We start from the raw sequence: 18408 nt of genomic DNA on the forward strand, positions 1-18408 counted from the left end.
AAAATGTTTCATCAGACAAAAAGGGCGTCCATTGGTCATTTGACCAGTGAGGACGCCTTTGTTGTACGTTCCTGTATGTTCTACAATAATTTCCGAAAAAAACTCCGTACAGCCCATTTGCGTTCCTGCCGTTTTTTATATTTAGGCAGTGATCGATAAACGTCCAGCGATTCCTGATAAGATTTCTTGGCATCCTCGGTCCTTCCGAGCGATTGATACATATAACCAAGTAAATAGTAGGCCTCGCTTGAGGAGGAGTGAATGGAGTGGAACTGCTCCAAATATTGCAGTGCTTTCTCGCGGTCAGTATCTCGGAACGTATCAGCGAGGCGCAGATAAGGCCGGCCATATTTGACCCTTGGGTTGATCTCCAGTGCATGAAGAATATCAGCCTCGCCTTGAGCGATGCTGCCGGTATGTAAGCGAGCGCTGCCCAGATCGTCCCAGAACTCGGCGGAATCCTCCGAGCTTGATTGAATGGATTCGAGAAGCTGCAATGCTTCCCCATGCTTGCGCCGCTCCAGAAGCAACCTGGCAAGCTCATGCCGGGATGAGACATCGCTTGGGCTGACTGCAATCTGTCTTCGCAGCTTGGAGATATTTCTTGCACGTTTGATCGGCTTCGTAAAGCTTGGGAATATACCGACAAAACGGCGATCCAGCACATAGACAATGAGAAGCAGAACCAGGATGGCTGTAAACGGATTGCCGAAAATGTAAAACAGAAATCCAAACAGTATTAATTTAATCAAACAGATCCCTCGATTTCTATAGAATGTATAGCACAAATTATACCATATCATGAATTTTTTTAGGATGAAATGTCTTCGGTTCTATAGACCTTGATGGCATGCGCATGTCGGAATAGGTCATAGGTATTGAAAGACGGTCGAAGATAACCGATATAGTGTAGTAAAGAGGTGATAATCATGGCGAAAAAGGGACAGATATTCCATCATTACAGTTTCGAAACGAAGAAGAAGGCAGTCGCCATGCGGCTGGAAGGAATGACTAAGAAAGAAGTAGCATCCGCCTTGCAAATATCAGATATCGGACGGCTGAAAGTATGGATGCGTAAATACCGTGAATTTGGCGAGGAAGGTTTGGTCGATCGTCGCAGACGAAATTCAACTCCAGACCATGACAATGAGCGGGATGAACAAGAGCAGCTTGCACAGGTTTAAGAAGTTAACAGTTACATGAAGGCGTGATGAACGACGGATCGTTTCATTACGCCTTTTTGATATGGGATCAAGGAGAAGGAATGGCGTTCAACAAACCCCTCTCCAGACACATCTGGGCCAAATCACTATTCTTATTTCGAACAGGCGACAGCCTAGTCCACTTATAAGCCACTGACATAACATGTGGTATGTTCAAAAAAGGAGGGATTCATGTGAGCGGAGTAGTAGAAGGTTATGGCGGTTATGGATATGGTTCTTCTGTTGGTGCTATTTTGGTGTTATTCATCTTGTTGGTGATCATTACTCGCGCATTTATCTAATCCATCTTTTGAATGAACAATTCAAATGAATCAATAGGTGAATACCAATCAGGCAGCATGAGCAGTCACAACGACAGACCGTTCCAAGGGAAGGACCGACTCCTTTGGACGGTCCTGTTTTTTTTGGAGAGAACTGTCTGTGAAAAATAAAGTTATTCATCGCGGATTCAATATTAAATTGAGGATTTGTCGAAAATTGTCTGTTTATTAGTAATGTTTGTCCTATATAATTTTAGTATATTACCGATAGGACGGTGTCACGTGGATATTGTATTATACATTGGTTTGGGGATTTTAGATGCATTGGCAATGCTGCTGCTGATCATGAAATTATTTAAACTTCCGATTTGGACGTACCGCTACAAAATAGGTGGATTTGTTCTTTTTATTGCCGTTTTCTCTTACATAATAAGGATTGTTTTGGAAGTCCCGCAAATCGATTTGCCCTTGCAGTATATTTTGTTCGCGTTGTTTTTACGGTTGGCCGTGAAAATAAAATTGCATCTGGCAGCGTTCATGTGCGGAGCGGGAATCACAGCCTATGCCGTGCTGCAAATGGTACTCTATTTTATTTTTCAATACACGGGTATTATGTCGGTCACAGTTGTACAGCAATCTATGGGCTGGCTGGTCTATTTGCTGCAAGCGACCTCCATTCTGTCCGCGTATTTAATCTCATATGGCCTATATCGTTTTAATCTCGGGTTTTCCTTCATCCCCAGCCCTCCTCATGATTTCTATTCCAAGGAGGACTACCTCTCTGACCATAACTATGTTTTGGTGATCGGCAATGTGATTTCTGTTATTACGATTTGTTTGACGTTAGTGTTATTGTATCGTGCAAATCCACTTGGATTATTGGTGTTGGCCATTATGAATTATGCGATGCTCTATTACTTCTCTAAACGGAGGGAGGATCATGATTCTCGAAAGCCTGTCGAAATGCCTGGCAACCCAAATAAAGGAGGCTGACCCGGAAGGACCCGGTTCCATTGAGGTGCTGACCTATGGGATTGGATTGAAATTGAACCTGTTCACCTGTCTGGTGTTGACAGCGCTGTTCGGAACCATACTGGATACGTTGGCAGGTTCTTTTTTCGCATTGTTTTCCTTTATGGCTCTTCGAAGGTTTTCGGGAGGAGTTCATCTGCCCATTACACTATGTTCGATCGTCACAGCAATGGCGGCATCGATTATTCCCTTGATCACCATGTCGCCATCGGCAATCCTGTGTGTGACAACGATCAGTTTTGTGCTGATGCTGATTTATGCCCCGCAATATTATGAAGCCGTTCGTCGTAGCCGGTGGGAACCATGGTACAAGTGGATTGCCGCCTGCATCGTAGGCAGCAATTTTGTTTTAGTATCCAATATTTTGGCATTGGCGTTTTGCTTGCAGGCTGTATTAATCGTGCCCCTATGGAAAGGACGAGAGGAGGTGAATTGGAATTGAAGCCATCAATAGCACGTATACTTGCCAAACTTATAACGTCGTCTGCACTAAAATCCGCCACGCAGCCCAAGAGCATTGTCGGCACGTTGCCGCTTCCTGATGAACTGAAGAACAACCAGAAATAAGCAATTATAACTATTCTTACTGGATGGAGTCGACACATGATGGTGCGGTTCATAACATAATGGATATCAGTATACAATAACGCCTCCAAGCAAACTACTTGGAGGCGTTAATCATTACATCATAATCAATATTACTTTTCCGTTCACAAAAGATACGATATCGAAATTGGAGTACCCCCAGGTTTCAATGGTTTTTCCACCACCAGTGGTAATGTCCTTGGCTGCCGGATTCCCCCATGAAAGCTGTACCTGCTCTTTGGTCATGCCGAGGGATACCTGGCCTGCTTTAATCTGTTTCCACACCGATGCGGACCATTTATATTTTTGATAGGGATCGTAATTTAATAATGAAGAACGATCTGCAAACAGCTGCATTACTTCGGATGACCGCATGGGATAGCTTTTCACTGTTTTTCCTGATGTTGATGTGAAGATAACGTTGAATTCACCTTTGTCGTCCGGCAAAATATCGCTTACCTTTAATTTGGAGAAGCGTTCCAAGCCTTCAAAATCGTTCACCCAATACGTTCGGCCGATAAATTTAACCAAGCTGCCCTGCATCGCTTTTTTGATCAATCCAGCCGTTTCGCTGGAGACAACGGTCAGGGTTGCATCTCCGAAGGAGATATCCGCTTGTTTCCACTTGGCATCCCAGCTGATTTTGGCTCCCAGCGCATCGGAGAACACAGCAGCCGGAATCAGTAACTCGCCTTTATCCGTAAGTGGGACTGCCTTCAGACGTATAGGATTACCATTCAGGATGGCTTGGCTGCTGCCAGCTTTGAACGAAAGCACGTTCTCGCCAAACTTCGCTTCGATGCCTCCGTTTTTAGCCGAATACGTGCCGCCGAGTGCCTGAATGATGGTTCTCGCTGGAACCATGACATTCCCATTGACCTGTTTGGCATATTTCAAATTGCTGCGAAGACTGGACGATACCGTTACCGACTTAGACAGGCCGCCAGAGGCTACCGTAATCTGTGTCTTGCCAACGCCCGCAGGTTTTAGCGTGCCGTTCTTTTGCATGTTCATTAAATATGGCTTCTCGATGTCGATCCGGGCATCTTTAACAGGTACCTTGATCTTGGCCCCATTGGTGTAGGTTTCCTGGATACTCATTTCCAGTGTGTCCCCTACAAAAGGCTTGGCATCGGAAATCGAGATCGATAAGCTCTTAACGACAGGCACATCAACAGGCTTGTTCTGTCCACCCTTATGATGTATCCAGCTTCCATCCGCACGCTGTGCATAGAACCCCTCCGACAGATCCGTTGCATTCCCATCTATGGATGTCCTAACGATCCCGCTAAGTCCGGAGACCTGCTCTTTGAGCTTCCAGCGGTCTTTATACACACCCGTTGTCCAAACGGTTCCGTCCTTCAGTGTCACAATCAGAAGATCCGTTGGCTCATTCGAGACATACACGATATGAACTGCATTCTGGGCCACGGTAACCGGTATGATGCGCCCCGTTATCATCGAAGTTGGACGTCTCGTACACTACGACATCACCGTTGTCATGCAGGAGGGCAACACGCCCGCTATGAACCGTCATGGATCTAACCGTGACCGGGCTTTCCACGATGCCCAGCTTTTTGAATTGACCTCTTTTGTAATTATCCTCCAACAGCAGCTCTCCGTTCGAGGACAATGCGGCAAATTCCTGATCCGCATTGGCGATCAGCATAATGCCACTGAGGCTCTTTGCTTTTTCATTGCCGAACCATACCGTCCCGTCTGACTTCAGCCAGTAGGAACCCGCGATCTGCTTCACACCGCTTGTTCCCGGAACGACCTGGGGACCCTTGCCGATGTCCCATTCCGCTAATCGGCCATCCTTCGTCATGCCGATGCCCCTATACTCATAACCACTGATGGCAGCGACTGTACCGGGTGTCCGGATAGCATGGCGCCCGTCAATCAAAGACCACATCGAGCCATCACTCATCAGATAGGTGTTCCTTCCCGCAATGTCTTTGATCTGGAGCTCGGACTCCTCCGCAAAAGCAATGCCTTGCGTTGTCCCAGCTAACCCAAGCCCTGCCAGCATGCTGAACAAGACGAGAATATACAACATTCTTTTCACTTACATGACCTCTCCTCTGTACAAACAGGAATATTTTTCAAACAGCTTAATTGATTTCGACAAAATAGCTGTTATTCCTGCATGAGCGAATGGCTTGATAGCATAAAAAGAGAATCAAAAAAACGCTCCCCGAATATGAGGAGCGCTTAACTTATTTATAAGCAGATGAGGTTACGCCACCTTATGTGCCACCCTGAATAAAAAAGAACAAAAGCCCCGTAATCCATGCTGCCATTACAGGGCTTTTGTTCGGGAGCCTCCGGAGAGACTCCCTCATGGGAGAGGAGAAACCGGACGAAGAGCTTATGGGGAAACGTAAGTCTTCTCCGCGGTTGTCTACGACATTCATTGATGTCGATATTTCAAGGATGCCCGGCTGCTGCCTAAATATACCTTACTTAGAAAAAAACTTGGGAGCCATGAGGTTTCATTTTTCATATATGGGATGATTGTGTTACGATAATCACTGTCCATGGCGTTGTCATGGCATTAAATTTTTGGATAATGAAACGGGTGAATGAAGCAGTGAGAGTAGTATCCGGAAGTGCTAAAGGCCGGCCGCTCAAAAGTGTGCCAGGTACAAGCACCCGTCCGACGACGGATAAAGTGAAAGAATCCATATTCAGTATGATCGGCCCTTACTTTGAGGGGGGAACCGCGCTTGACCTGTTTGCAGGTACGGGAGGCCTTGGTATTGAGGCGTTAAGCCGGGGAATTGATCGTGCTGTTTTTATTGATGTGGAGCCGAAAAGTATCAGTACGATCAAGGATAATTTGAAGGCTGCCCGGCTTGAGGAAAGAGCCGAGATATACCGCAACGATGCGGCAAGAGCACTTAAAGCACTCGAGAAGCGCAGCTTCAAATTCGATCTGGTCTTTTTGGACCCGCCATACAGATTCAAGAACGGTGATGAGCTGATGGTGGATATGGCCGAGCGAAGTTTGCTGCAAGACCTGGCTGTGGTGGTATTGGAATACGAATCGAGTTACAATTATCCTGAGAAATTTGGTGATTTTTGTTGTCTCCGGACCGTGAAGTATGGAGAGACCGCCATATCGATATACCGTTATGAAATTGCGCAAGATCAAGCGGGCAAGCTTGACGAGGAGGAATTACAGGATGACAAATGAGAATACTAGTACATATCGCGTTGCCGTATACCCGGGCAGCTTTGATCCGGTCACAATGGGTCACATGGACATCATCACACGTGCTTCGAAGCAGTTTGATCTGCTGATCGTAGGCGTGTTGAATAATTTAAGCAAAAATCCGCTGTTTACGGTGGAGGAGCGGACGGAACTGTTGAGACAGGCCACAAAACACCTGCCTAATGTCGAAATCGACAGCTTCCGCGACCTTCTGGCGAACTATATCCGCCAGAAGAATGCCCAAGTCATCGTACGTGGCATTCGCACGGTCACCGATTTTGAATATGAACTTCAGCTGGCTTCCACCAATCACAAGCTGAACCCGGATGCGGAGACCATCTTTATGATGACCCATCCGAAATATTCGTTCTTAAGCTCAAGTCTTGTTAAAGAGATTGCCCACTTTAATGGAGATACTACGGATCTGGTGAGCCGCGAGGTTGATGCAGCCCTACGCCGCAAATTCAGCGGCGATAACGCTCAATAAAGCGGGAGCACAACCCGAAAACAGCTATCAACAACAAACAAATCACGGCCTGGAACTGCAAAAATGAAGGAAAACCGCTCCAAAAATTAAAAAGCTGTTCTGTGGCTGCATGCTCTAAAGGCTCCGTTCGGAACGCCGGTACAATGCCTGCCGAAAGAGCACTGGCGGGTTTCCATAATGCGATTGTAATCAGAAAAGCGAACACGGAATGCAGGGCGCGCTTCATCATAAAGAAACGCCAGGAGAGACCGGTTTCCCGCATCAGGGACAGGCTTTGCAGCTGGGCGCTTATCCCGCTCCATGCCAGTGCGGCAGACAGAACGGCCAGCTGCAGGGTTCCTGTTGAGAATGCTGAGGTGCTGATAGACTGGGCTGCGAGATGGATTTCCAGTAATCCTGATGTGAAATATGACGGAAGCTGCGGCAGCAGATGGCTGCTCAATACTCTTATAATGACGGCGAAGAACAATATAAAGCCGCCTGTCATCATTAAGGTCTGGACCGAACGGGTAACGGAATCGCCCAGCAATTTGCCGAAGCCCCGGCCATCCCGTTGATGAGCATCCAGCGCTGCGGCGGAGGCGCGTTTCAGGATGGGGTGTTTGGCTAAGTCGTTCATGTGTGTATGGTTCAGGGGCAGTGCAGCGATCTGCCTGTTTGCTGTATGGGAATTTTTACTGAATAGACCGAATGTCCAAGCGGCAAGCAGTCCGGAAATCCAGTGAACGATCAGCAGCAGGTAGCCTGCTTCAGGTTTATGCAGCAGCCCGGTTCCGATGACAACGAGAATGGTCATCGGATTGCAGAAATGGGATATAGCGGCGAGCTTGCCGGCATCGCTGGCATGGAGCTCGCCCTGTTTGTACATACCGGAGGCAGCCTGTGCTCCTGCCGGGAACCCGGCTGTCATTCCTGTTATGAGAACCCAGCCGCCAGTACCGGGAAGTTTGAATATTTTCCTCATCAGAGGGTCTAGCAGAACGCCAACTCCATGGGCCCAGCCGTAGGCAATGAGTATTTCCACCAAGACGAGAAAAGGAAGCAAAGCGGGGAATACGATGTTCCACCATAGCTTGAGTGCCTGCAGGGTGGCTTGGAAGGCAGGCTCGGGTGCGCTGACGACAGCCAGTACAAGCAGGAAAGCAGCGGCCCCCAGGAGGATGGTGTTCCACAGCCCGTTTGATGACTTGACGGCGTTGCCTTTATTCATAAGGAATCTCCTTTCTGCGTAAACATGGCTAGTACAACTTTATGCAAGGGAGACAACCGTCAGACCAAACTTGGTGGAAGGCTGGACATATAAGGCGGAGGGAAGGGAAATACATGAAGAAGTCCGTAAAACCGAATGGCTTAAAAATCGCGCTGTATTTATTGTTGGTCGGGGTTATGCTGTACGTTGTCGTTTATATGCCAACCCCTTATCTCGTATACCAGCCGGGAAGCGCTGAGGAGGTTCGCCAGATGATTAGCGTAGAGAAGGGCGATCCGGCGGAAGAGGGAACATTTATGATGACAACCGTGTCGGCAAGTTATGCGAATATTGCGCTGTTAATGCTGTCTGCGTTTAATCCCAATGCAGAGGTTGTAAAGAAGGCGGAAAAGATGGGCGAGCAGAGCAAGGATGAATATGCAGCCACACAGGTGTATTACATGAATTCCTCCCAGTCTGCCGCAATGGAAGCTGCCTACCAGGAAGCCGAGGTGGATTACAGTATTGAGCCTGCCTATGTATTTGTCATGTCGATCTCTGAGAATTCAGCCAATGCCGAGCATTTCCGGCCAGGGGACAAACTGATTAAGGTGGATGGGCAGCCGGCGGAGGATAATGAGAAAATTGCCAGCCTGTTAAGTGGAAAAAGCATAGGTGATGTGGTGTCCGTAGAGCTTGACCGCAAAGGGAAAACCGTTAAGGAACAGGTGAAGCTGGTTAGCATCAAGGATGATAAGACAGGCGCGGAGCGTCCAGGTCTGGGCGTTATGATTGCCACGATGCAGAAGGTGGAGCCGGCTGATCCGGACCACACGATCCACTTCGCGGATACGAATATCGGGGGGCCGTCGGCCGGGCTTATTTTTACCCTGGAGATTTACAATCAGCTCACCGCTGGAGATTTAAGTAAAGGTTACCGGATAGCTGGAACTGGCACCATTGATAAATCAGGTGCTGTAGGCCCCATCGGGGGAGTGAAGCACAAGATTGTTGCTGCGGACCGGAAGGAAGCCGATTTCTTTTTTGTGCCACAAAAAAATTATGACGAAGCCAAGAAGCGGGCGGACCGAATCAACACGGATATGAAGCTTGTGCCGGTTGAGGATCTGCAGGATGCCGTGGATTACTTAGAGGAGCTGCCGCCTAAGGGGTGAGCGGCGGCAGCAGGTAGTCGCTGTAGAAGTGGCGGATATCCGGCACGGGGTGACCGTTCGCGTAAACGGCGGCAGCCATCAGGTCCCGTTCCAGCTGAGGATGCTGAAGTAGCGTGGGCTTTTGGATCACGGGAAGCGTAGCGCTCTTCTTCATCCGTTTCAGCAGCCCGCGTCCGGTCTCGTTGAATCCGAGTACCCGAATATACCCGGGACCTTTGGCGAGCTCTTCAGGGCTCATAGAGCCCTTGTCATGGTTCAGCATGATGTGCAGCAGCATGCGCTGAAGCTTGGTACGCGTATAACGTTTGGTCTTCAGCGCTCCAAGGAGTCCTTCAACCGTCGGGTTCTCCAACTGTGAGAGCATGCGCTGTACGCGATGCTCCAGACCCTCGGTGACTTCGAGGTAGTCTTCAAGCTGGGCGGGTGTGTGCGTGAGCAAGGTTTGAAACAAGGGCTGGCGAAATCGTTCCCAATGGATCGGAGCTTGTCCGGCCTGGATTTCCCGGTTCATGATCTCCAGAGTGAACTCCGGTATGTAAGGTCTGGCAGCATTCAATCCTTCCGAAAGGATGATATTCCGGATAGCGGTTGCGCTGGCAATGGAAGATGATCCTGGGAGCGGATCGTGATATTGTGCCTGTTCTCTTGGAATGGTATAAGGTGTAATACGGCTGTTTAGCCGGTTGAGTGCGATCAGATAGTGCAGCCCAAGTGAATTGTTCGGCTGTGTCAGCAGTTCCTGCAATGGGTTAACAGCGGGTCCGGATTGGCTGAACACGGCCGCAGCTGCAGCACCATAAGCGGACGGGAAGTTCATTCCTTCCCGGAGATGCTGTTCAATTTTCGACCGGAATTCGCCGGGTTCGTTCGCAAGTAAACGGGAGAGCGGCAGAATCTGCTCCAGCGAGCCGCTCTCCGAACCGAAGGATAAACAGTCGACGACCCCGGTAGCCTCCAGAATGGATACCGCACCGTACGCGAACCATTCCGCTGGCTGAACGGCATAGGTGACCGGGAGCTCGATACATAGGTCAACTCCCATGGCGAGCGCCATTTCTGCACGGGCGCGCTTGCCTGCAATTGCGGGCTCGCCTCGCTGCAGGAAAGGGCCGCTTATGACTGCAACCACGGCGTCTGCGCCGGTTACTTCCTTGGATTTATGATAATGCAGGACATGACCATGATGTAAGGGGTTATATTCAACCACAATACCAACCGTTTTCATTTGCTTTTCAACTCCTTGATAAGAATATATCATAATTACATGACGTTCCTGTAACAATAAACGTGTCGCCCTAGCGGGTGATGTTCTTGGGGTAACATGAGAAATATCGGGAAACAATAATGGTTCTTCAAGGTTATCCTGTTGACAAAACTCTTGCGGAATCGGTATAATAATCTTTGTTTGTTTGGAGTGATGGATATGCTAATTCAATTTCGTAAATTGACAACCAGCGATCAACCGTTACAGTTCCATCAAACCGTGGATGTAAGCAACGCCGTTAAGGGCCGAAAAGATATTGTTGCTGTTCAACCACTAGACGTGGATTTGAAAGCAACACCTTCGATTTCCGGTACGGTTGATGTTCGTGGAAGTCTGCAGGGCGAGCTGGAGATGCATTGCTCCCGCTGCCTGAAGCCGATAAACGAACATGTGCACATCCCTTTTCATGAAGTATTCCAGCCGGTGGAAGATCCTGAAACCCTTCAGGATGAGAATGATGATACTACATACGTACAAGGTGAGAGTGTGGATCTCACTCCCTATGTAGAAGAAACATTTTTGCTCCACCTGCCGCTAGCTCCGGTTTGTAGTGCCGACTGCAAGGGACTTTGCCCGAATTGTGGCAAGGACTTGAATGAAGACACATGCAGCTGCGATACGGAAGTGATCGATCCAAGGCTGGCCGGACTCAAGGACTTCTTTAAATGATGATGGATATGGCACCCGTGTTCAGCGGGTTGAACTGATAAGGAGGTGGGAACATGGCAGTACCTCAACGTAGAACGTCCAAAACACGTCGTGACAAGCGTCGTACTCATTTTAAGCTGGCTGTGCCAGGCATGGTGAAATGCGAGCAATGTGGAGAATTGAAACTTGCTCATCGCGTATGTAAAGTATGCGGAACGTATAAGGCAAGAGAGATCATCAAACAATAGTTTTTAAATAAGTAGTACTTCATCTTTGGTGAGGTGCTATTTTTTTTGTCCGAAGTCCCCCTTTCTTTTTAACGTGACTTGATTTATACTTTACATTAGTACCAGGTTCTAATATTTACGACTAATTTACATATATGATTGAAGTATGGCGGCTTTAATAGCGGCAGAAGGAGTTGTTTCGTCATCGATCGTTTATCCAAGAAAGACCGTCACCAGCGGCTGATTCAGCTGATCGACGAGAATCCCTTTGTTACAGACCGCGAGTTGACTCGCCAGCTTAAAGTTAGCATTCAGACGATTCGCCTTGACCGCATGGAACTGGGCATACCGGAGCTTCGTGAGCGGATGAAGCAAATGGCGGAGCATTCCTATGACCAGGTTCGTTCCCTGTCGCTTGAAGAAGTGATCGGGGACGTTGTTGACTTGCAATTGGACAAGAGCGGAATATCGATATTTGAAATTCGTGAGGACCACGTATTTAGCAAAACGCGGATTGCCCGTGGACATTACGTGTTCGCACAAGCCAATTCACTTGCAATTGCCGTTATCAATGACGAAATCGCATTGACCTCTTCAGCGGATATACGGTTCCTGAGACAAGTGCGCCTCGGGGAGAAATGCATTGCCAAAGCCTACGTTAGGTCCATTGCCGGCCAGAAGGGAAAGGCCAAGGTGGAAGTGTTTACTTATGTCGCTGATGAAATGGTGTTTCAGGGGAATTTCGTAATTTACCGATCTACAGGAGAATGACATAAGTAAGGGAGGAACTTTGGCCATGAGAATTGTGGTTGATGCGATGGGCGGTGACAACGCCCCCAAGAGCAATGTTGAGGGCGCGCTGATTGCCGCACAGGAATGGAAGGATACAGAGATCATCCTCGTTGGGGATGAGGCGCAGATGGGAGCTTTCCTTAAAGACAAGCCAGCTAATCTGAAGGTTGTTCATGCAAGCGAGGTCATTGAAGCGGAGGATGAGCCGGTGAAGGCCGTCCGCCGGAAGAAAGATGCTTCGATGGTTGTGGCGGGGCGAATGATTCGTGAAGGCGAAGCGGATGCCATGATCTCGGCAGGCAACACAGGAGCCCTGATGACAACCGGGCTCCTCGTTGTGGGGAGGATGAAAGGCATAGAACGCCCTGCGCTTGCGCCTATGATTCCTACGCTTGACGGCAAAGGGATGCTTGCCCTGGATCTGGGTGCAAATATGGACTCGAAGCCGGAGCATTTGCAGCAGTATGCCTTAATGGGCAGTCTGTATCGCGAGAAGGTGCATGGTATCGCCAAACCGCGGGTCGGGCTGTTAAATGTCGGCACCGAGCCGGGCAAAGGCAATGAATTGACCAAGCATGCATATCCATTACTGGAGGAGCTGCCGATTCATTTTGTTGGCAATGTGGAGTCGCGTGATGTGATGAATGGGGTTTGCGATGTGCTTGTGTGTGATGGATTTTCAGGCAACATCCTATTGAAATCGATTGAAGGAACAGCCGGTGCCCTCTTTTCACTGTTGAAAGAACAGTTCAGCAAGTCGCTTAAGACCAAGATGGCTGCTGCCTTGATGATGCCGGAATTACGCAGCCTGAAGTCCACGCTGGATTATAAGGAGCATGGCGGAGCGCCTCTCCTCGGTCTCAGCGGCTTGGTTGTTAAGAGCCATGGTTCATCGGATGCGAATGCCATCAAGAATGGGATTCGACAGGCGCGGACGGCGCTTCAGAATCGGTTGGTAGAGAGTATTTCGAATGAAATCAGCGGGAAGTGAGTGAGGACATGAACAATTTGCGTCCGGTCGGTATTATTGGAACAGGCAAATATGTGCCCGAGAAGATACTGTCGAATCGTGATTTGGAGAAAATGGTAGATACTAGCGATGAATGGATTGTCTCGATGACGGGCATCCGTGAGCGGCATATTGCCGCACCGAATGAAGCGACCTCGGATTTGGCTTATCATGCAGCGGTAAATGCGCTCAAATCCGCTGGAATGCAGGCTGAGGATCTGGAATTGATCATTGTGGCAACCATTACGCCGGATATGTTCTTTCCGTCCACAGCATGTCTGCTTCAGGATCGATTGGGAGCCAAGAAAGCGGCGGCATTTGACCTGTCGGCAGCTTGCTCGGGGTTTGTATATGGCCTTGCTACAGCCACGAATTTTGTGAAGACGGGCATGTACAACAATGCTCTTGTTATCGGTGTGGACTGCTTGTCCCGCATCACGGACTATACCGACCGGAACACATGCGTCCTGTTTGGTGACGGTGCCGGAGCTGCGATTGTCGGTGAAGTGCCGGAGGGCAGGGGATTCCAAGCGTTCGATCTGGGCGCGGAAGGCGCGGGCGGAGCCCACTTGTATATCGAGGCAGGCGGTTCCAGATTGCCGGCTTCTGCCGAAACGATCAATACGAATAAACATTATATTTATATGAATGGCCGCGAAGTGTTTAAATTTGCGGTACGGGTTATGGGTTCTGCGACGGAAGCCGTATTGTCCAAAGCAGGCATCGACAAAAAGGATATTGATTTATTTGTCCCTCATCAAGCGAACATCCGGATTATCAAGTCGGCTATGGAGCGTCTGGAGCTTCCGGAGGAGAAGGTTGTTATCAATGTTGATAAATACGCCAACACATCAGCTGCTTCCGTGCCGTTAGCTCTTGTCGAGGCGCAGGAGTCGGGCCGCTTGAAAGAAGGGGACAAGGTATTAATGGTTGGTTTTGGCGGTGGCTTAACCTGGGGATCCTCGGTACTCATCTGGTAACAGCATTTATTTAGATCCTTTTGATAGAGATAGAAGGGAGCCAACGATTTTGGGTAAAACAGCATTTATATTTCCTGGTCAGGGCGCTCAGTCCGTCGGGATGGGGAAGGATGCATATGACGCGCTTCCCTCCGTGCAGGATATGTTTGAAACAGCGGATGATAAACTTGGATTCTCGCTGAGCTCCATTATTTTTAATGGTCCTGATGCAGAACTTAAACAAACAGTAAATACGCAGCCTGCTCTGTTGGCAACAAGCCTGGCCTATCTGGAAGCCATTCGCGGTAAGGGAATCGAGCCGGATTACGTTGCAGGCCATTCCCTGGGCGAGTACAGTGCGCTTGTATGCGCAGGCGTGCTGTCGTTTGAAGAAGCGGTATCCATCGTAAGAGCCCGCGGGGAATACATGGAAGCAGCGGTTCCAGGAGGCCAGGGAGCTATGGCTGCTGTGCTTGGTGCAGACCGGGACGCTTTGACCACGCTGTGCAGTGGCATTACAGCAGAGGGGCACGTCGTGGAGTTAGCCAACATGAACTGTCCGGGTCAGATTGTCATTTCGGGCTCAGCCCAGGGCGTTGCAGCTGCTGCAGAAAGAATTAAGGAAGCGGGCGGCAAGCGTGCAATACCGCTGGAAGTCAGCGGGCCTTTCCACTCTTCCTTGATGAAGGAAGCGGCAAACCGGCTTGCAGATAAGCTGGAGCAGGCCTCCTTCCATGCACCTTCCGTGCCGGTGGTTGCCAATGTAACGGCACGCCCGGTGGACGATGCCGCTGCAATCCGCGGTTTGCTGGTGGAACAGGTATATTCCCCTGTGCTGTGGCAAGACAGTGTGGAATGGATGATCAGTCAGGGTGTGGATACCTTTGTCGAGATTGGTCCTGGCAGCGTACTTAGCGGTTTAATTAAAAAGATTGACAAATCGGTTAAAGTCATTAACGTGAATAGCCTGGACAGCGTCAACAGCTTGGAGACTGTCGTATAAAATAACTGCTGATCCATGTCGGATCACTCTAGAAAGGAGGAACAGGTATGAGTGAAGCTCTAAAAGGACAGACTGCGCTTGTTACGGGTGCTTCCCGCGGCATTGGCCGGAGCATTGCTCTCGGACTTGCTGATCTGGGCGCTAACGTAGCGGTCAACTATGCAGGGAGCGAAGCTGCCGCAGCCGAGGTTGTGGAAGCAATTCGCGCAAAGGGCGTATCGGCAATCGCGATAAAATCCAATGTTGGACGAACCGAAGAAGCCGAAGCCATGGTAAAGCAGGTAATGGAGACTTTTGGTCGAATTGATATCCTGGTGAACAACGCAGGGATTACTAGAGATAATTTAATCATGCGTATGAAGGAAGAAGAGTTCGATCAGGTGATCGAAACGAATCTTAAAGGGGTATTCAACTGTCTTAAAGCGGTGACACGTCCTATGATGAAACAGCGTTATGGACGGATTATCAATATATCTTCTGTTGTCGGGGCCCTTGGCAATCCGGGGCAGGCCAACTATGTTGCGGCCAAAGCCGGTGTTATCGGCCTGACCAAATCCGCCGCACGGGAGCTGGCTTCCCGCGGAATTACGGTAAACGCCGTGGCTCCCGGTTTTATCGATACCGATATGACCCGGGAACTTTCCGAGGACATGCGGGAAGGTCTGCTCGGCGGTATTCCGCTCGCCCGTCTCGGTCAGCCAGAGGAGATTGCCGGGGTGGTTGCCTTTCTAGCATCTTCCAGCGCATCCTATATGACTGGACAGGTGCTGCATGTGGATGGCGGTATGTATATGTAGACGCCGCCGATGATCTGGCGCTGGCCGCTGGACATTAAATCGTTTTCAAATGCCTTCTATGGCAATTTGAAGTCATATCTCGTATAATTACCAAGAGGAGGTGAGCCGGATGTCCGATGTATTGGAACGCGTGAAACGCATCGTTATCGACCGCCTGGGTGTTGACGAAGCCGACGTAACATTAGAAGCATCTTTCAAAGACGACCTTGGAGCTGATTCTCTCGATGTAGTTGAATTGGTGATGGAGTTGGAAGATGAGTTTGATATGGAGATCTCTGATGAAGATGCGGAGAAAATTACGACCGTAGGTGAAGTTGTAAATTACATACAATCTCATACCTAAGTCATTACAGTTAAGTCCCGTTCTTTAGCAAGGCGGGACTTCTCCACATTCAATCCTAGCTTCAGTGGCAACAAGTGATAGATTATTACTGCCTTTGTTCAGCTTGAGCCGGAGGTTCGGACTTCATGGCTGGACGGGCAGTCCATATAGAGGTGAGTTTGTTTGAAACAAAGAGTCGTTGTAACAGGAATGGGAGTCATGACCTCGATCGGTCAAGATCTTGATACATTCTGGAATAGTTTAATGGAAGGCAGGTCTGGCGTATCCCGCATCGAAGCATTTGATGTCAGCGAATACACAACCCAGATCGCAGCTTCCATGAAAGAGTTTAACCCGGAAGATTATATGGATCGCAAGGAAGCGCGCAGAATGGACCGTTTCGTGCAGCTTGCTGTTGCAGCCGGTTCGAAGGCACTTGAGGACAGCGGTCTTGAAATTGGAGTGAATGCCGACGCTGAACGGGTTGGCGTATCGATTGGATCGGGTATCGGCGGTTTGGGAACCTGGGAGGATCAACATAACATCCTGCTGGAGAAGGGCCCGAAACGTGTAAGCCCATTCTTTATTCCGATGATGATCGCGAATATGGCTTCCGGCCAAATGTCGATCAATCTCGGAGCCAAGGGTCCGAACACAACGCAAGTTACAGCTTGCGCTACCGGAACGCATTCTATTGGTGATTCATACCGTCTGATCCAGCGCGGTGATGCAGATGTGATGATCTGCGGCGGAGCGGAGGCAACGATTCGTCCGACAGGAATGGCTGGTTTCTGCGCTATGCGTGCAATGTCAACCCGCAATGACGAACCGGAGAAGGCCAGCCGGCCATTCGATACCGGTCGTGACGGTTTTGTCATGGGTGAAGGTGCGGGTGTGCTCGTGATCGAATCTTTAGAGCATGCAACAAAACGCGGAGCTAAAATCTATGCCGAGGTGATCGGTTATGGTTTAAGTGCCGATGCTCATCATATTACCGAGCCGGATCCGGACGGAGCAGCACGCTGCATGAAGATGGCCATTCGCGATGCGGGCATTGAGCCGGAGGAAGTAGATTACATTAATGCTCACGGAACTTCAACACCGGTCGGCGACCGTTCGGAGACGAAGGCGGTTAAAATGGCACTGGGTGACCATGCCTACAAAGTTGCCGTAAGCTCAACCAAGTCGATGACAGGTCACTTGCTTGGAGCAGCTGGCGGCGTTGAGGCCGTTATCTGCGGGCTGAGCCTGAAGAACCAAATTATTGCACCAACAATTAATCTGGAGGATCAGGATCCGGAATGTGATCTGGATTACGTTCCTAATCACCCGCGTAAAGCCGATTTGGATATCGTCATGTCCAATTCGTTCGGATTTGGCGGGCATAATGCTACGATTATCCTGAAAAAATACGCCGAGTAAGGGGACAGTGTGTTGAGTGGAGATCTGAAGCAGTTACAGCATAAACTTCAAATCCAGTTTCGCAATGCAATGCTGCTGAAGCAGGCCTTTACCCACGCATCTTATGTTAACGAACATCGCTTCAGTCAGAGCCAGGACAATGAGCGCCTTGAATTTCTAGGAGATGCCGTTCTGGAACTGACGGTCAGCGAATTCCTATACAACCTTTTTCCGGACCGTCCGGAAGGCGAATTAACCAAGCTGCGGGCCGCGATCGTATGCGAGCCTTCGTTGGTACAATTCGCTGTAGGTCTGGACTTTGGTCGTTACGTTCTGTTAGGCAAAGGAGAGGAAATGACGGGCGGTCGAACCCGCCCTGCTCTTCTTGCTGATGTATTTGAATCATTTGTGGGGGCGCTTTATCTGGATCAGGGATTGGAAGCGGTTCGCCGGTTTTTGAGCGACCATGTTTTTCCCTCGGTGACCGTCAATGGTCGTCCGCAGATGAGCGACTATAAGACCGAGCTTCAGGAACTGACCCAGCATCACGGCATGGGCGCACTGGAATATCGTATCGTAGAAGAGCGAGGACCGGCACATGAGCGGGAGTTTGTCTCGGAGGTATACATGGGAAGCGAATGTCTTGGACGCGGAAGCGGCAGATCCAAGAAAGAAGCCGAGCAGCAAGCAGCGGCAGTAGCCTTAAAGCAGCTGAAACGTGCGGATGCCTAAAGCTTCGCTGATGTGATGACAAACAAAGAGCAAAGAGCAGTCAAGCGGAACCGGATAGGATGACTGTTTTTTGCTCTTTTCGTTGT

At 49.4% G+C, this 18408-nt stretch carries 23 protein-coding genes; 18 read left to right on the top strand and 5 right to left on the bottom strand.

What is annotated here, in order from left to right:
• Positions 1-80: 80 nt before the first annotated feature.
• Positions 81-752 (bottom strand): tetratricopeptide repeat protein, encoded by a 672-nt coding sequence (locus WDY75_RS11340; RefSeq protein WP_063480044.1) that lies wholly within the window; start codon positions 750-752, stop codon positions 81-83.
• 177 nt (positions 753-929) lie between these two features.
• On the opposite strand from WDY75_RS11340, the gene WDY75_RS11345 reads away from it, so the two are divergent.
• The 5 genes from WDY75_RS11345 (at position 930) to WDY75_RS11365 (ending at position 3082) form a co-directional block, all read left to right on the top strand.
• Positions 930-1184, top strand: coding sequence for a helix-turn-helix domain-containing protein (locus tag WDY75_RS11345; protein WP_006211395.1), 255 nt, complete (start codon positions 930-932; stop codon positions 1182-1184).
• 212 nt (positions 1185-1396) lie between these two features.
• A complete protein-coding gene (locus WDY75_RS11350) occupies positions 1397-1504 on the top strand; it encodes a YjcZ family sporulation protein (RefSeq protein WP_006211394.1) in 108 nt (35 codons plus the stop codon).
• Between the two features lie 261 nt (positions 1505-1765).
• A complete protein-coding gene (locus WDY75_RS11355) occupies positions 1766-2476 on the top strand; it encodes a hypothetical protein (protein WP_082834426.1) in 711 nt (236 codons plus the stop codon).
• Positions 2424-2957: an accessory gene regulator B family protein gene (locus tag WDY75_RS11360; RefSeq protein WP_006211392.1), complete on the top strand. Its 534-nt coding sequence runs from the start codon at positions 2424-2426 to the stop codon at positions 2955-2957. The genes WDY75_RS11355 and WDY75_RS11360 overlap by 53 nt, the downstream gene beginning before the upstream one ends.
• Positions 2954-3082, top strand: a complete 129-nt coding sequence (locus WDY75_RS11365; protein WP_006211391.1) for a hypothetical protein — start codon at positions 2954-2956, stop codon at positions 3080-3082. The genes WDY75_RS11360 and WDY75_RS11365 overlap by 4 nt, the downstream gene beginning before the upstream one ends.
• Positions 3083-3196: 114 nt before the next feature.
• Here the strand turns inward: WDY75_RS11365 and WDY75_RS11370 are convergent, their stop codons facing one another.
• Both WDY75_RS11370 and WDY75_RS11375 read right to left on the bottom strand, forming a co-directional pair.
• Positions 3197-4561, bottom strand: a complete 1365-nt coding sequence (locus tag WDY75_RS11370; protein ID WP_231888199.1) for a stalk domain-containing protein — start codon at positions 4559-4561, stop codon at positions 3197-3199.
• Positions 4491-5168 carry a hypothetical protein gene (locus tag WDY75_RS11375; RefSeq protein WP_231888197.1) on the bottom strand — a complete coding sequence of 226 codons (678 nt, stop codon included), beginning with the start codon at positions 5166-5168 and terminating at the stop codon, positions 4491-4493. The genes WDY75_RS11370 and WDY75_RS11375 overlap by 71 nt, the downstream gene beginning before the upstream one ends.
• 525 nt (positions 5169-5693) lie before the next feature.
• On the opposite strand from WDY75_RS11375, the gene rsmD reads away from it, so the two are divergent.
• Together rsmD and coaD are read left to right on the top strand one after the other, a co-directional pair.
• Positions 5694-6299: a 16S rRNA (guanine(966)-N(2))-methyltransferase RsmD gene (rsmD, locus tag WDY75_RS11380; protein WP_040680801.1), complete on the top strand. Its 606-nt coding sequence runs from the start codon at positions 5694-5696 to the stop codon at positions 6297-6299.
• Positions 6289-6804, top strand: coding sequence for a pantetheine-phosphate adenylyltransferase (coaD, locus tag WDY75_RS11385; RefSeq protein ID WP_006211388.1), 516 nt, complete (start codon positions 6289-6291; stop codon positions 6802-6804). Before rsmD ends, coaD begins: the two co-directional genes overlap by 11 nt.
• On the opposite strand, the gene WDY75_RS11390 is transcribed toward coaD, so the two are convergent.
• The gene (locus WDY75_RS11390) at positions 6782-8014 is read right to left on the bottom strand and encodes a nucleoside recognition domain-containing protein (protein ID WP_036642010.1); all 1233 of its coding nucleotides are present in this window, start codon (positions 8012-8014) and stop codon (positions 6782-6784) included. The two genes, coaD and WDY75_RS11390, sit on opposite strands and share 23 nt — an antisense overlap.
• 113 nt (positions 8015-8127) lie before the next feature.
• On the opposite strand from WDY75_RS11390, the gene WDY75_RS11395 reads away from it, so the two are divergent.
• Positions 8128-9168: a SepM family pheromone-processing serine protease gene (locus WDY75_RS11395; RefSeq protein ID WP_063480042.1), complete on the top strand. Its 1041-nt coding sequence runs from the start codon at positions 8128-8130 to the stop codon at positions 9166-9168.
• Here WDY75_RS11395 and WDY75_RS11400 read toward each other — a convergent pair.
• Complete coding sequence (locus WDY75_RS11400) at positions 9158-10393, bottom strand: nucleotidyltransferase (RefSeq protein WP_063480041.1); 1236 nt, start codon at positions 10391-10393, stop codon at positions 9158-9160. The two genes, WDY75_RS11395 and WDY75_RS11400, sit on opposite strands and share 11 nt — an antisense overlap.
• Before the next feature lie 198 nt (positions 10394-10591).
• On the opposite strand from WDY75_RS11400, the gene WDY75_RS11405 reads away from it, so the two are divergent.
• The 10 genes from WDY75_RS11405 (at position 10592) to rnc (ending at position 18322) form a co-directional block, all read left to right on the top strand.
• Complete coding sequence (locus tag WDY75_RS11405; RefSeq protein WP_036642015.1) at positions 10592-11101, top strand: YceD family protein; 510 nt, start codon at positions 10592-10594, stop codon at positions 11099-11101.
• A 53-nt stretch (positions 11102-11154) separates the two neighbouring features.
• Positions 11155-11328 (top strand): 50S ribosomal protein L32, encoded by a 174-nt coding sequence (gene rpmF, locus WDY75_RS11410; RefSeq protein WP_006211382.1) that lies wholly within the window; start codon positions 11155-11157, stop codon positions 11326-11328.
• A 183-nt stretch (positions 11329-11511) separates the two neighbouring features.
• Positions 11512-12078, top strand: a complete 567-nt coding sequence (fapR, locus tag WDY75_RS11415) for a transcription factor FapR (RefSeq protein WP_036642423.1) — start codon at positions 11512-11514, stop codon at positions 12076-12078.
• 25 nt (positions 12079-12103) lie between these two features.
• Positions 12104-13090, top strand: a complete 987-nt coding sequence (plsX, locus tag WDY75_RS11420) for a phosphate acyltransferase PlsX (RefSeq protein ID WP_006211379.1) — start codon at positions 12104-12106, stop codon at positions 13088-13090.
• An 8-nt stretch (positions 13091-13098) separates the two neighbouring features.
• Positions 13099-14088: a beta-ketoacyl-ACP synthase III gene (locus WDY75_RS11425; protein ID WP_006211378.1), complete on the top strand. Its 990-nt coding sequence runs from the start codon at positions 13099-13101 to the stop codon at positions 14086-14088.
• 49 nt (positions 14089-14137) lie between these two features.
• A complete protein-coding gene (gene fabD, locus WDY75_RS11430; RefSeq protein WP_063480040.1) occupies positions 14138-15070 on the top strand; it encodes an ACP S-malonyltransferase in 933 nt (310 codons plus the stop codon).
• Positions 15071-15117: 47 nt separating this feature from the next.
• Complete coding sequence (fabG, locus tag WDY75_RS11435) at positions 15118-15867, top strand: 3-oxoacyl-[acyl-carrier-protein] reductase (RefSeq protein ID WP_036642018.1); 750 nt, start codon at positions 15118-15120, stop codon at positions 15865-15867.
• Between the two features lie 109 nt (positions 15868-15976).
• A complete protein-coding gene (gene acpP / locus WDY75_RS11440) occupies positions 15977-16210 on the top strand; it encodes an acyl carrier protein (RefSeq protein WP_006211375.1) in 234 nt (77 codons plus the stop codon).
• A gap of 162 nt (positions 16211-16372) precedes the next feature.
• A complete protein-coding gene (gene fabF, locus WDY75_RS11445) occupies positions 16373-17611 on the top strand; it encodes a beta-ketoacyl-ACP synthase II (RefSeq protein WP_006211374.1) in 1239 nt (412 codons plus the stop codon).
• A 12-nt stretch (positions 17612-17623) separates the two neighbouring features.
• Positions 17624-18322, top strand: a complete 699-nt coding sequence (rnc, locus tag WDY75_RS11450) for a ribonuclease III (RefSeq protein WP_006211373.1) — start codon at positions 17624-17626, stop codon at positions 18320-18322.
• Positions 18323-18408 lie beyond the last annotated feature (86 nt).

This window comes from Paenibacillus glucanolyticus (assembly GCF_037333485.1).
In the GTDB taxonomy this organism is placed as follows: domain Bacteria; phylum Bacillota; class Bacilli; order Paenibacillales; family Paenibacillaceae; genus Paenibacillus_AQ; species Paenibacillus_AQ glucanolyticus.